We start from the raw sequence: 13,889 nt of genomic DNA, 5'->3' as shown, positions 1-13,889 counted from the left end.
AGGTCCATCGTTGCTGCACTGATTCATGACCTGGCTGCTGCTGACTCTTCATGTATTGCTGATTGCCGGCTTCGGCCTGCGCATTCTGCTGCGCAGAGACATGCGGCCCGATGTGCGGCTGGCCTGGCTCATGGTCATCGTGCTGCTGCCCTATGTGAGCTGCCTGCTGTACTACCTGTTTGGGGAAGTGGCCCTGGGCCGTGTACCAGGCCGCAGAAGGCTCAATGTGCGCGAGTTCTGCCAGACCCGGGGCAGCGCCCTTGCGACCGCCCCCGGCCCCATGCCGCAGGCACGGCCCGCCATTCCCGATCAATGGCTGCCGGCCTTCCGCTATGCCTCGTCCATCAACGGCTTTGTACCGCTGCCCGGCCACAGGGCCGAGCTCATGCGCGATGGCGCGCATGCCCGTGCGCAGATGCTGGCCGACATGGATGCCGCGCGCCACGAGATCAATGTGCTGTACTACATCTGGCTGGACGACAGCACCGGCACCGATGTGGCCCATGCCCTGATGCGTGCCGCGCAGCGCGGCGTGACCTGCCGGGCCATGGTCGACGGTCTGGGCTCGCGCGCACTGACGCGCTCGCCACTGTGGCAGCAGATGCGGCAGACCGGCGTGCACCTGGCGATTGCCCTGCCCATCAGCAATCTGCTCAAAGTCATGCTGACCAGCCGCATCGACCTGCGCAACCACCGCAAGATCACGCTCATAGACGGCAGGATCAACTATTGCGGCAGCCAGAACTGCGCCGACGAAGGCTTTCGCATCAAGGCTCGCTATGCCCCCTGGGTGGACATCATGCTGCGCCTGCAGGGTCCGGTGGTCATGCAGATGCAGCAGGCTTTTGCCAGCGACTGGGCGCAGTCCGATGCGAGCCTTGCACCACCGACAATCGAGGCCGGCGCTGCCGCTGACGACGGCTTCCATGCCGTTGCGATTGCCGAAGGGCCTACAGAAAGGGCACGTTCTACACCCCAGCTGGTTGCCAGCCTGCTGGCCTGTGCGCAGCGCGAGGTCGTGATCTCCACCCCCTACTTCGTGCCCGACAGCACGGTGCTAGATGCCTTGTGCGCCGCCGCGCTGCGCCAGGTGCAGGTCACACTGATCCTGCCCGCCCGCAATGACTCATGGATAGTCGGTGCCGTCAGCCGCAGCCATTACTGGCGGCTGCTGAGCGCCGGCGTCCACATCCACGAATTCCGCCCTGGCCTGCTGCATGCCAAGACCCTCTGCCTGGACGGATCGGTCAGCCTGATCGGCTCCACAAATCTGGATCTGCGCAGCTTTGACCTGAACTTCGAAAACAATGTATTGCTGCACGACGAAGCCATTACCGAGGCCATCCGTCAGCGCCAGCAAAGCTATCTCCGCGATTCCGATGTGGTGACGCTGGCACAGGTGCATTCGGCTCCCTGGTGGAAGCGCATCTGGGACAATCTGCTGGGCGCCCTGAGCCCGCTGCTGTAAGCGCCATGCCCTGGCTTTGGGCATGTCCAAAGCCCGCGCACCACGCGCGTGCACACTGGCGCCTCCTCTCGCACCAAGGCGGAACGCCCTTTTATTTCATACGTGAAAGTCAGGACTGATCCTCCCCTAATTTACACAAATCTGCAGGAATACCCTCTGCTGGCACGCCTTTCGCTTGCCTACATTCTTGCATGCAAGTTGCAGACAACTTGCATACAAGATTCCACAACTTGCGAAAGACGACTATGCGCCGCTTTGTCAGATCACTGTTCGGACAGGTGGTGATCGCACTCATACTGGGTGTGCTCGCCGGACTACTGGCCCCTGAATGGGCCGTGAAACTCAAACCCCTGGGCGATGGCTTCATCAAGCTCATCAAGATGATCATCCCCATACTGGTGTTCTGCGTTGTCGTGCACGGCATTGCCGGTGCAGGCGACCTCAAGCGCGTAGGCCGCGTGGGCGTCAAGGCTCTGATCTATTTCGAGGTTCTGACCACCATCGCCCTGGGTATGGGCCTGGTGCTTGCCTTTGTCTTCGAGCCCGGCGTGGGCATGAACGTGGACGCCAGCAAGCTCGACGCCTCGGCCATGGCGGCCTATGCCAGCAATGCCGACAAGCTGACCAGCGGCGGCACGGTGGACTTTCTCATGAAGCTCATTCCCACCACCGTGGTGGAAGCCTTCGCCAAAGGCGACGTGCTGCAGGTGCTGCTGTTCGCCGTGCTGTTCGGCTGCGCGCTGACCATGCTGGGTGAGCGCGGCAAGCCCGTCTCCGCGCTGGTGGACGCCTTGTCCATGGCTCTGTTCAAGGTCATGGGCATCATCATCAAGCTGGCACCTCTGGGCGTGCTGGGTGCCATCGCCTTCACCGTGGGCCAGTACGGCATAGGCTCGCTCAAGCAGCTGGGCATGCTGGTGGCGCTGTTCTACGTCTCGGTGCTGATCTTCGTGTTCGTGGTGCTGGGTCTGGTGATGCGCCTGTCAGGCTTCAGCCTGATCAAGCTGCTGCGCTATCTGCGCGAGGAGCTGACCATCGTCTTCGCGACCACCTCCTCCGACAGCGTGCTGCCCCAGATCATGGCCAAGCTGCGCAATATGGGTGTGCGCGACTCCACCGTGGGCCTGGTGATTCCCACCGGCTACTCGTTCAACCTGGACGCGTTTTCCATCTACATCACACTGGCTGCGGTCTTCATCGCCCAGGCCACCAACACCCCGATCAGCATGTCCGACCTGCTGACCATTCTGGCCATCGCGCTGGTGACCTCCAAGGGCGCACACGGCGTACCAGGCTCGGCCATCGTGGTGCTGGCAGCCACCCTGCATGCCATTCCCGCCATCCCTGCGATCGGCCTGGTGCTGGTGCTGTCGGTGGACTGGTTCATGGGCATTGCACGCGCCCTGGGCAATCTGATCGGCAACTGCGTGGCCACCGTGGCGATTGCTGCCTGGGAGGGAGACATCGACCGCGAACGTGCCCATGCGGTACTTGACGGCAAGGCCGAGCCACTGACCGAAGAAGAAGACCATGCATCTGCTATCGTGCCGCCTGTCGTAGTCCCCATCCCTCACTCCAGCCACTGAACCAAGCAATGACTCCTGCCTCTCCACAGCACATCGCGGAACGCGTCGTCGAAGCCATCCTGGCCCAGAAACTGGCACCCGGGGAGCGGCTGGGAGAGCAGGAGCTTGCCAACAATTTCGACGTCAGCCGCACCGTGGTGCGCGAAGCGCTGATGCAACTGCAGGCTCGCGGCTTCGTCCAGGTCCAGGCCCGCAGGGGCTGGTACGTGGTCCAGCCCTCGGCTGCCGAGGCCATGGATGCATTCTCTGCACGGCGAATCATCGAGACCGGCATATTGCAGGAAGCCGGCAAGCCGCTGCAGCGCGTCATCACCAGACTGCGCCGCCATATCGCCCAGGAGCAGAAAGCCATCGCCGGGGCGGACAGCGCCACGCGTGCCTTCCTGCTTGCGGATTTCCATGTCTGCCTGGCCGAACAGATGGGCCACAGGCTCCTGGCCGACACGCTGCGCGATCTGACGGCACGCACCACCCTGGCTGCCACGCTCTACCAATCCACGCACAGCGCCAGCCAGTCCTGCGCCGAGCACGAACGCATCGTGGCCGCCCTGGAACGCGGCGACACCGAGGGTGCCAAGGCGCTGCTGCTGGAACATATAGGCATGGTGGAACGCTCGCTGGAAATCCGTGCGACCGAGACCGAGGAGCCCGGCGGCCGATTGCGTGCCACGCTCGCCCCCGTGCTCAAGCAACGCCTCTGAGCAACGCTCTCCAAACCAAAAAGCCAGGGTCGACCCTGGCTTTTTTCATTTGCGAAGTGCGATCTCGAAGCTGGTTCAGCCCAGATTCGGCGCCAGATAGCGGCGCAGTTCCTCGACATCCATGCCACGTCGCTGAGCCATGTCGGCGAGCTGGTCTTCGCCGATCTGGCCCACGTTGAAGTAGCTGGCCTCGGGGTTGCCGATGTAGAAACCGCTCACGCTGGATGCCGGGTTCATGGCCAGGCTCTCGGTCAGCGTCATGCCGATTTCATCGGCCTGCAGCGCCTTGAACAGGTCGATCTTGGCCGTGTGATCGGGGCAGGCAGGGTAGCCGGGCGCGGGGCGAATGCCCTTGTAGGCTTCCTTGATGAGCTCCTCGTTGCTCAGGTTCTCGTCTTCGGCATAGCCCCACAGATCCTTGCGCACGCGCTGGTGCAGGCACTCGGCAAAGGCTTCGGCCAGGCGGTCGGCCAGGGCCTTGAACATGATGCCGCTGTAGTCGTCTAGCGCGGCTTCGAATTCCTTGTCCTTCTTCTCGGCGCCGATGCCGGCGGTCACGGCAAACAGGCCGGCATAGTCGGCAATGCCCGACTCCTTGGCGGCCACAAAATCGGCCAGGCAGCGGCTGGGGCGCATCACGGGCCGGCCATCCGGGCCGTCCACGGCCTGCTTTTCGGTCTGCTGGCGCATGCCGTACCAGGTGGTCAGCACCTGGCTGCGCGATTCGTCGGTGTAGAACACGATGTCGTCGCCCACGCGATTGGCGGGGAACAGGCCCATCACGCCATTGGCCTGCAGCCAGCGGCCGTCAATGATCTTCTGCAGCATGAGCTTGGCATCGGCCAACACCTTGCGCGCCTCCACGCCCACGACCTCATCGTCGAGGATGGCCGGGTAGGGACCCGCCAGATCCCAGGTCTGGAAGAACGGGCCCCAGTCGATGTACTGGGCAATTTCAGCCAGGTCGAAGTTCTTGAACACGCGGCGGCCCAGGGTGCGCGGCACCACAGGCGCATGGCCCACCACGGCGGCATTGGCTCTGGCCTGCTCCAGCGTCCACAGCGGCGTCTTCTTCTTGTTGGCATGCTGGGTGCGCACCTTGTCGTAGTCGGCGCTCAGCTCGTCCAGATAGGCCTGCTTGCCGTCGCCCAGCAGGCTCTGCGCCACGCTGACCGAGCGCGAGGCATCGGGCACATAGACCACAGGGCCGTCGTACTTGGGGGCAATCTTCACGGCCGTATGCACGCGCGAGCAGGTCGCGCCGCCGATCAGCAGCGGAATCTTCTTGATGCGGAAGTAGTCGTCCTTGTCCATCTCGCCGGCCACATACTGCATCTCTTCGAGGCTGGGAGTGATCAGTCCCGACAGGCCGATGATGTCCGCGCCCTCGGCCTTGGCACGCGCCAGGATCTCGTGGCAGGGCACCATCACGCCCATGTTGATGACTTCGAAGTTGTTGCACTGCAGGACCACGGTGACGATGTTCTTGCCGATGTCGTGCACATCGCCCTTGACGGTGGCGATGACGATCTTGCCCTTGCTGGTCACGTCCAGGCCCGCCGCTTCCTGCTGGCGCTTCTCTTCCTCGATATAGGGCACCAGGTGGGCCACGGCCTGCTTCATCACGCGCGCGGACTTGACCACCTGGGGCAGGAACATCTTGCCGGCGCCGAACAGGTCGCCGACGATATTCATGCCGTCCATGAGCGGGCCTTCGATCACGTGCAGCGGGCGACCGCCGCCCTGCACCACGATCTGCTGGTAGGCCTCTTCGGTGTCTTCGGTGATGAAGTCGGTGATGCCGTGCACCAAGGCGTGCGACAGACGCTCACCCACAGTCTTCGGTGCCTCGGGCGTGCCGCGCCACTCGAGCTTCTTGCTGTCGTCCTTGGCCGCGCCCTTGGCGCTGTCGGCGATCTCCAGCAGGCGCTCGGCCGCATCGGGGCGGCGGTTGAGCACCACATCCTCCACGCGTTCGCGCAGCTGGGGCTCCAGGTCATCGTACACACCGACCATGCCGGCATTGACGATGCCCATGTCCATGCCCGCCGCAATCGCGTGATAGAGGAACACCGTGTGGATGGCCTCGCGCACGGGGTCGTTGCCACGGAACGAGAACGAGACATTGGAGACGCCGCCAGAGACCTTGGCACCGGGCAGGTTCTGCTTGATCCAGCGTACGGCCTCGATGAAATCGACGCCGTAGTTGTTGTGCTCTTCGATGCCGGTGGCCACGGCAAAGATGTTGGGGTCGAAGATGATGTCCTCGGGCGGGAAGCCCACTTCGTCAACCAGAATGCGGTAGGCTCGTTCGCAGATCTCGATCTTGCGCGCAAAGGTGTCGGCCTGGCCTTTTTCGTCAAACGCCATCACCACGGCGGCAGCGCCATAGCGCTTGACCAGCTTGGCGTGCTTCTTGAACTCCTCGACGCCCTCCTTCATGGAGATCGAGTTGACGATGCCCTTGCCCTGCAGGCAGCGCAGACCGGCCTCGATCACGTCCCACTTGGAGCTGTCCACCATCACCGGCACCTTGGCGATATCGGGCTCGGAGGCAATCAGGTTCAGAAAGCGCACCATGGCGGCCTTGCTGTCCAGCATGGCCTCGTCCATGTTCACATCGATCACCTGGGCGCCGTTTTCCACCTGCTGGCGCGCCACGGCCAGAGCCTCTTCGTACTGCTCGTTGAGGATCAGGCGCGCAAAGGCCTTGGAGCCGGTGACGTTGGTGCGCTCGCCCACGTTGACGAACAGCGTCTCATCGCCGATGAAGACGGGCTCCAGGCCCGACAGGCGCATGGGAGGAATGGCAGTGGAAGGGGTAGCAGCGGACATCAGCTCACCTGTGTGAAAACCAGAAACAGAATCGAAAACAGGTGAGCGCCGTTGTGAGTGCCAGCAGATCGTCAACCTGATCTGCGACCCCGAGCCTGACGGGTCAAACATCTCTGGGATGACCGGCTGCAGCGCTCCTCGGGGTGAAGCCCGTCATTCTACGGCGAGGGCGGGCAATCGGGGCTTCAAGGCGCTTTGCCCCGCAGCTGTGCAGGATAGCTCTTTGCGAACGGCTATAGCAGATTCGACTTTCCACACCCCAAAAACAGGAGCAGGGCAAAAGGTAATTTCGCAAAACACGAATGCAACCATCTCATTTCAAGCATATTCCCGGCATGGTGCGCATCCGCAAGGAATGGCGCACATCGCTTTCCTGCTCTCAGGCAGCCCGGCACCGACGGGGCCGCCTGCCATGAGTGGACAAGCACCTACAGCCCCTATCTTTGAGTCTTTGGCACCATCGACAGCAAATGTCTGGTCCATGTGCTCAGCCGTGCACAGCCGATTGCCAGCCATGACCAGGCAGGCCATTCAGCCCTCGCATGGAACACCCAGGAGATCCTATGAACGTGACCTTCGGCGCGTACTACACCCTCATCATGGCCGTGCTTGTGCTCATGCTTGGCAAGCTCATGACAAGACATATCCGCTTTCTGCGCGACTTCAATATTCCCGAGCCTGTCTCCGGCGGCCTGGTCGTGGCGGCCATCATCTTCATGCTGCATCAGACCACGGGACTGGCGCTGAGCTTCGAGGGCAGTCTGCAGTCGGCTTTCATGCTGGTGTTCTTCTCGTCCATCGGCCTGAGTGCGAACTTCGCGAAGCTGCGTGAGGGCGGCTCTGCGCTGTTCATCTTCCTGGGCGTGATTGCCGTCTTCATCATGATGCAGAACATCGTGGGCGTAAGCCTGGCCACCGTGCTGGGACTGGACCCGTTGATCGGCCTGGTCGCAGGCTCCATCACACTGGTAGGCGGCCACGGAACGGCCGGAGCCTGGGGCTCGGTGCTGGAAAACCAATACGGTCTCACGGGAGCCACCACCCTGGGCATTGCCTGCGCCACTTTCGGCTTGGTCATCGGCGGCCTGCTGGGTGGACCGCTGGCCAAGCGGCTGATCACGCGCCATCAGCTGGCCCAGCCGCTGACCGAGTCCGAGCAACTGCGCGCCGATGCTCCCACGGTGAGCGAAGGCAGCGAGGTCGCCAACTTCGAGTCACCCAACAAGGCCCCGCGCCTGATCACGGCTGATGCTGCAGTGGAAACACTGGCCCTCTTCGCTGGCTGCCTGGCCTTTGCCGAATTCATGACCGGCCTGACCAAGGGCACGGCCATCCAGCTGCCTACTTTTGTCTGGGCGCTGGGGGGCGGTGTGGTCATCCGCAACGTGCTGGACTATATGTTCGGCTTCAAGGTGTTTGACCGCGCCATCGATGTCTTCGGCAATGCCGCGCTATCCATCTATCTGGCTATTGCCCTGCTGTCGCTCAAGCTGTGGGAGTTGACCGACCTGGCCGGCCCGTTGATGGTCATCCTGGCCGCACAAGCCATCGTCATGACGCTGTATGCCGCATTTGTGACCTTCCGCATCATGGGCAAGAACTATGACGCCGCCGTGCTGGCTGCCGGCCACTGCGGTTTCGGCATGGGCGCCACACCCACGGCCGTTGCCAATATGCAGGCCATCACCAACCAGTACGGCCCGTCGCACAAGGCCTTTCTGATCGTGCCTCTGGTCGGAGCCTTCTTCATCGACATCATCAACGCCTTTGTGCTGCAGGCCATGATCAGCATCGTTCGCTGATCGCAGCTTGCGCCCACAAAAAAGGCGTGTTCCTGTCAAACAGGAACACGCCTTTTTTCATAGCTATTCACGCTTTATGGAAAAGCGCCAGAGACATATCTGACTCAGGTCATGCAGCCACGGCCTGGGCCGAAGCCGGCAAGCCGAAGATGCGGTCAAAGGCCCAGTTGAAGGCAAAGGTGTAGACCATGAAGAACACCAGCAGGCCGGCTTCCATCACTGCAGCTTCCCACAGCGAGATGCCGAACCACCAGGCCATCAGCGGGATCAGCATGGCGGCGATGCCGCCTTCGAAACCGATGGCGTGCACCACGCGGCGCATCAGGGAGCGGCCCTTGACGCTCTGGCGCGATTCCCATTTTTCGAACAGGTGGTTGAAGCTCAGATTCCAGCAGATCGCGATCACCGAGGCAGCCACGGCCATGACGCCGGAATCGCTGGCCTTCTGGCCGATGGCCATGAAGATCAGGCTGGAGACGATGATGGCAATGATTTCGTACAGACCCACATAGAGGATGCGACGTTTGGGTCCTTGAAGGCCCTTGGCCTTGGCGGGGGTGGCAAAAGCGGCGGTATTTTTGAGAGAAACGGCAGAGGAAGAAGCGGATGCCATCGCTGAGGCTTGTTGAGACATGGGCTGCAGTGTATGTTCTATAAATTGAAGATAAAAGTCAGTTCCTTTCAGTTTTTCTGACAGATCGACACCATGCCCTTTAGCGCCGACCAGGTTCCGCTGTTTCTTGCCGTGCTCGATGCCGGCTCTTTCTCAGCGGCTGCACGCAAGCTGGGGCGTGTGCCCTCGGCCGTCAGCATGGCCATTGCCCAGTTGGAGGCAGAGCTGGACCTGCAGCTGTTTGACCGCAGCGGACGCGAGCCCGTGCCCAGCGCCGCCGCCCGCGCGCTCGAGCCGCAGGCACGCCTGCTGGCCGAGCAGTTGCAGTTGCTGAACTGGCAGGCTCAGGCGCTGCATGCCGGGCTGGAGGAAAGGCTGACGCTGGCCATCGCCCCCGAACTGCTGGCCACGCACTGGAGCGAACCGCTGAACCGGCTGGTGCGCGAGTTTCCTGCGCTGCCCATTGAGGTGCTGGCAGCTCCCCAGGCAGATGCGCTGGAGCTTTTGCATGCGGGCCGCGCCCATCTGGCCCTGGTGTTCGAGCGGCCCGCCATTGACGGGCGCGAGGGTTTCCAGGAAATGGGCCGCGAGACGCTGGTGGCCGTGATGTCACCGCAGTTCGAGCTCTGGCAGCAGGCGCTGGCCGAGCATGAGCAGGGCCGCACCACACGGCCACAGCTCACGGTGGAGCAACTGGCTGCCACGCGTCAGGTGCTGGTGGCCAGCCGCGACCCGCAGCAGACAGATCCGCGCTTTGTGTTTGCGCGACAGCTCTGGCGCACGGACAGCCACCAGGCAGCGCTTTCGCTGATAAGTGCAGGTCTGGCCTGGGGCTGGCTGCCCAAGGGCCTGGTGGAGTCGCATATCGGCAGCGGTGCGCTGATGGAAATTCCCGTGCTCAACATCAGCAACGGCACGACCTTGTTCGTGGACTGGGTCTGGTCCAAGGAGCGGGCCCAGGGTCTGGCGGCCAGGCGCTTTGTGCAACTGCTGCGCGAGCGCTGAGCTCCATGGACTGGCCTTCAACATCTGGTCTTGAAGACAAAAACGCGTAAGGAGCAGAATGTAAAAGCGCCAGCCGCTAGTCATTCCATAGCGAATCAATTTGCACTGCACAGGAGTTTCAATACATGCCCCGTCAGCCCGCCAAAGCCGCCCCCGCCACATCGCCTGCTGCGACCGCCGAACCAGAGCGCCAGCCGGCACGCAAGCGCCTGCCGTTTCCGACCAGTGAATCGGTACAGGCCTCCAAGGCAGCCAGGCCATCGCCCTCCCGGCCTGTGCCGCGCAAAAAGCCTGCCGCCAAAACCGTGAGCCGGACCGCTGCGCCCACGGCAAAAGCGCCCGCCTTGTCCTTGGTCTATCCTTTCGAGACCAAGGACAAGGCGCTGCGCAAGCTATGGCAGCCCTGGCAACCGGGCCAGCCACGGGACAGTCGTTCGACCACCGGACACTCTCGGCCCGCAGTGGAGTTGCAGAAGTTCGACCCGTCCGCCAAGCCCTTCTCCTCCGACAAGGGCAAGCAATATGACAAGGACAGCGTGAACCAGCTGGCCGAGGCTCTGGACGGGCTGCAGAATATTTTCTATGCCGACCGGCGTTTCAAGCTGCTGGTCATCCTGCAGGGCATGGATGCCGCAGGCAAGGACGGTACGCTGCGCGCGGTCTTCGGTCGCATGTCGCCGCTGGGCGTGCGCACCGTGGGCTGGAAGGCGCCCACCGAAACCGAGAAGGCGCATGACTATCTGTGGCGCATTCACCAGCAGTTGCCAGGTGCGGGCGAGATCGTGCTCTTCAACCGCAGCCAGTATGAGGATGTGCTGGTGCCTGTGGTCAACGGCTGGCTCACGTCCGAGCAGCAGACCCAGCGCTATGCGCAGATCAACGACTTCGAGCGCATGCTCAGCGAGACCGGCACGGTGATCGTCAAGTTCATGCTGCACATCAGCAAGGACGAACAGCGCGAGCGGCTGCAGCAGCGGCTGGACGACCCCTGCAAGCACTGGAAGTTCGACGAGAACGACCTCAAGGTACGCGCCCAGTGGGACGACTATCAGCAGGCCTACGGCCAGCTGCTGGGCGCCACGCACACACCCTGGGCACCCTGGACCATCGTGCCCGCCGACTCCAAGACCCACCGCAATCTGATGGTGGCCACGGTGTTGCGCGAGGTGCTGGGCAATCTGGAGCTCAAATATCCGCCTGGGGCACCGGCGCTGGATCACATCAAGGTCCGGTGACGCACACAGCTGCCGCCGCCATCAGAGCTCGCACATCGCTCTCAAAAAAAGAGCTGTTGGCGTTTGTGTTCAATGATTTTCAGATTGAAAAATATCTGAAGTCATTCATCAAAAGGCGCTAGCAGCTCCTGTTTTTGAAAACTACCGGGACAGATCAGAACTGCCAGCCCAGTGCGCCCAGGCCGTCGAACTCCATCTCGAAGCGATCGCCGGCTTGAAGCGGCATGCAGCCGCACCAGGTTCCCGTCGTCACCACTGTGCCGGCAGGCACGCTGCCGTATTCGCGCGCCACATGCTGCAGCCAGTCCACCAGCAGCCAGGCCGGATCGCCCAGGCTGTGCGTTCCGGTGAAGCGCTGTGGCGGGCCGTCATTCACGGTCACCGTGCACAGCTGCCGGGCCCAGTCGCGGCCGGCAATGACGGAAGCGCTCTGCCACTCGCCCAGCGCCAGTCCGCCATGGCATTGGCCGTCGGCCAGCAAGGCCAGGGCCGGGGCCTTGAGGCCGTCGCGCCAGCGCACATCCACCCATTCCACGGCCACGCAGGCGGCATCCACCAGCGCCAGCGCGCTGTCGTAATCAAGGGCTGCGGCCTGATCGGCGCTCACATCCAGGCCTATGCGCAGGGCGATCTCGGCCTCGGCACAGCGCAGATTGAAGACGGTGTCGGGCGCAGGCACCGGATTCACGCCCTGGCGAATGCCGTCCTCGGGCAGCGGCACATGCAGCAGCGCGGCGTTGCGGCCCGGGCCGCCGGACTTCCAGTAGCGCGGCGCGCGATCGGCGGGCCACCAGTTCCAGGTGCGCGCCAGCGCGCTTTGCACGGCACGGGCATCGGCGGCATCGCGCATCAGCGCCGCCACGTCGGCGCCCTGGGCCTGAGCCGTGCCCAGTTTGCGCGACCACCACAGCGCATCGGCCGTGGCATAGCTGTCCTCGGGCAATTCGGGCCACAACGTCTTCCAGTCGGGCAGCACCTCGTCCTGCGTCTGCAACTCGGGAGCCAGACCTATGGGCGGGGTATTGGCAAACGGTGCCGGGCCGCACCAGCCGCTTTTGCAATCATTGTTTTCAGACATGACGGCAATGATGGCAAATTTCCGGTCTCCATGTCAGCAATTCAGTGCTTGGCCCACATCCAGAGCGGCTTTCGGATGGTTATGCACAAAATGCATAGCATCTCAAACAAGAAGCCTTGGACAGGAAAATTCGGCGCGCGCACACTGTGAATCCCGGACAGCAAGGGCTTACAACGACCTTGCTCCACTCAGTCAACCAGGCCTACATCATGCAAGCCAAAGACTCTTCAGCGCTGTCCACAGCGCATGCTCTGCCCTCCTACCTCAACTCCGATCATCTCGGTCCCTGGGGCATTTATCTGCAACAGGTCGACCGTGTCACCCCCTACCTGGGCTCGCTGGCCCGCTGGGTGGAAACGCTCAAGCGCCCCAAGCGCATCCTGATCGTCGATGTCCCCATCGAGATGGACGACGGCCGTATCGCCCACTTCGAGGGCTACCGCGTGCAGCACAACCTGAGCCGCGGTCCCGGCAAGGGCGGTGTGCGCTTCCACCAGGATGTGACGCTGTCTGAAGTGATGGCACTGTCGGCCTGGATGAGCATCAAGAATGCCGCCGTGAACGTGCCCTACGGTGGCGCCAAGGGCGGCATCCGTGTCGACCCGCGAAAGCTGTCCAAGGCCGAGCTGGAGCGCCTGACACGCCGCTATACCAGCGAAATCGGTCTGCTGATCGGCCCCACCAAGGACATTCCGGCACCTGACGTGAACACCAACGGCCAGGTCATGGCCTGGATGATGGACACCTACTCCATGAACACAGGCGCCACGGCCACCGGCGTGGTCACGGGCAAGCCCGTGGATCTGGGCGGTTCGCTGGGTCGCGTCGAGGCCACGGGCCGCGGCGTGTTCACCGTGGGCGTGGAAGCAGCCAAGCTCACCGGCCTGAATGTGCAGGGCGCACGCGTGGCCGTGCAGGGCTTCGGCAATGTGGGCGGCACTGCGGGCAAGCTGTTTGCCGATGCCGGTGCCAAGGTCGTGGCCGTGCAAGACCATACAGGCACCATTCAGAACGCCAATGGTCTGGATGTGACGGCATTGCTGGAGCATGTGGGCAATACCGGCGGCGTGGGTGGCTTTGCCGGTGGCGAGGCCATGGATGCAGCCGCCTTCTGGGGCGTGGATTGCGACATCCTGATCCCGGCGGCACTGGAAGGCCAGATCACCGAGGAAAACGCCGGCCAGATCAAGGCCAAGCTCGTGATCGAAGGTGCCAACGGCCCCACCACTCCTGAGGCCGACGACATCCTCAGCGAAAAAGGCGTGCTGGTTCTGCCCGACGTGATTGCGAATGCCGGCGGCGTGACCGTGAGCTACTTCGAGTGGGTGCAGGATTTCTCCAGCTTCTTCTGGACCGAAGACGAAATCAACGCCCGTCTGGTGCGCATCATGCAGGAAGCCTTTGCCGGCGTCTGGGCCGTGGCCCAGGAGCACAAGGTGACACTGCGCACTGCCACCTTCATCGTGGCCTGCAAGCGCATTCTCCACGCCCGCGAAGCACGCGGCCTGTATCCATGATCTGCCTCTGAGCGGCTTTGCCGCTTCCCCCTCTCCGGTATCAACCGGA

The 13,889-nt window shown here is 62.8% G+C and carries 10 protein-coding genes and 1 riboswitch; of the genes, 7 read left to right on the top strand and 3 right to left on the bottom strand.

The window, feature by feature from the left end:
* Positions 1-25: 25 nt before the first annotated feature.
* From cls to CSE6_RS06155, 3 genes are all read left to right on the top strand, one after another.
* Positions 26-1,468, top strand: a complete 1,443-nt coding sequence (gene cls / locus CSE6_RS06165) for a cardiolipin synthase (RefSeq protein ID WP_034406754.1) — start codon at positions 26-28, stop codon at positions 1,466-1,468.
* Positions 1,469-1,713: 245 nt separating this feature from the next.
* Positions 1,714-3,054 carry a C4-dicarboxylate transporter DctA gene (locus CSE6_RS06160; RefSeq protein WP_059440093.1) on the top strand — a complete coding sequence of 447 codons (1,341 nt, stop codon included), beginning with the start codon at positions 1,714-1,716 and terminating at the stop codon, positions 3,052-3,054.
* A gap of 8 nt (positions 3,055-3,062) precedes the next feature.
* A complete protein-coding gene (locus CSE6_RS06155) occupies positions 3,063-3,755 on the top strand; it encodes a GntR family transcriptional regulator (RefSeq protein ID WP_034351319.1) in 693 nt (230 codons plus the stop codon).
* A 75-nt stretch (positions 3,756-3,830) separates the two neighbouring features.
* Here CSE6_RS06155 and metH read toward each other — a convergent pair whose 3' ends face one another.
* Entirely contained in the window at positions 3,831-6,590 is a 2,760-nt protein-coding gene (metH, locus tag CSE6_RS06150) for a methionine synthase (protein WP_083994683.1), read from the bottom strand.
* A 36-nt stretch (positions 6,591-6,626) separates the two neighbouring features.
* A riboswitch (S-adenosyl-L-homocysteine riboswitch) is annotated at positions 6,627-6,736 on the bottom strand.
* A gap of 417 nt (positions 6,737-7,153) precedes the next feature.
* On the opposite strand from metH, the gene gltS reads away from it, so the two are divergent.
* On the top strand, positions 7,154-8,392 hold the full coding sequence (gltS, locus tag CSE6_RS06145) for a sodium/glutamate symporter (RefSeq protein WP_034351315.1): 1,239 nt from the start codon (positions 7,154-7,156) through the stop codon (positions 8,390-8,392).
* 109 nt (positions 8,393-8,501) lie between these two features.
* On the opposite strand, the gene CSE6_RS06140 is transcribed toward gltS, so the two are convergent.
* A complete protein-coding gene (locus CSE6_RS06140) occupies positions 8,502-9,005 on the bottom strand; it encodes a PACE efflux transporter (protein WP_003069587.1) in 504 nt (167 codons plus the stop codon).
* A gap of 93 nt (positions 9,006-9,098) precedes the next feature.
* On the opposite strand from CSE6_RS06140, the gene CSE6_RS06135 reads away from it, so the two are divergent.
* Together CSE6_RS06135 and CSE6_RS06130 are read left to right on the top strand one after the other, a co-directional pair.
* Positions 9,099-10,010, top strand: coding sequence for a LysR family transcriptional regulator (locus tag CSE6_RS06135; RefSeq protein WP_034351314.1), 912 nt, complete (start codon positions 9,099-9,101; stop codon positions 10,008-10,010).
* 125 nt (positions 10,011-10,135) lie between these two features.
* Positions 10,136-11,245: a PPK2 family polyphosphate kinase gene (locus CSE6_RS06130; RefSeq protein WP_193751095.1), complete on the top strand. Its 1,110-nt coding sequence runs from the start codon at positions 10,136-10,138 to the stop codon at positions 11,243-11,245.
* Positions 11,246-11,399: 154 nt separating this feature from the next.
* Here CSE6_RS06130 and CSE6_RS06125 read toward each other — a convergent pair whose 3' ends face one another.
* Complete coding sequence (locus CSE6_RS06125; protein WP_034351313.1) at positions 11,400-12,323, bottom strand: fumarylacetoacetate hydrolase family protein; 924 nt, start codon at positions 12,321-12,323, stop codon at positions 11,400-11,402.
* A 209-nt stretch (positions 12,324-12,532) separates the two neighbouring features.
* Here CSE6_RS06125 and CSE6_RS06120 point away from each other — a divergent pair, with 209 nt between their 5' ends.
* Positions 12,533-13,840, top strand: a complete 1,308-nt coding sequence (locus tag CSE6_RS06120) for a Glu/Leu/Phe/Val dehydrogenase (RefSeq protein WP_034351570.1) — start codon at positions 12,533-12,535, stop codon at positions 13,838-13,840.
* Positions 13,841-13,889 lie beyond the last annotated feature (49 nt).

Source organism: Comamonas sp. E6 (genome assembly GCF_001010305.1).
Taxonomy (GTDB): domain Bacteria; phylum Pseudomonadota; class Gammaproteobacteria; order Burkholderiales; family Burkholderiaceae_C; genus Comamonas; species Comamonas thiooxydans.
The sequence above is the reverse complement of the archived record's forward strand: the minus strand, read 5'-3'. Positions and strand labels throughout refer to the sequence as shown.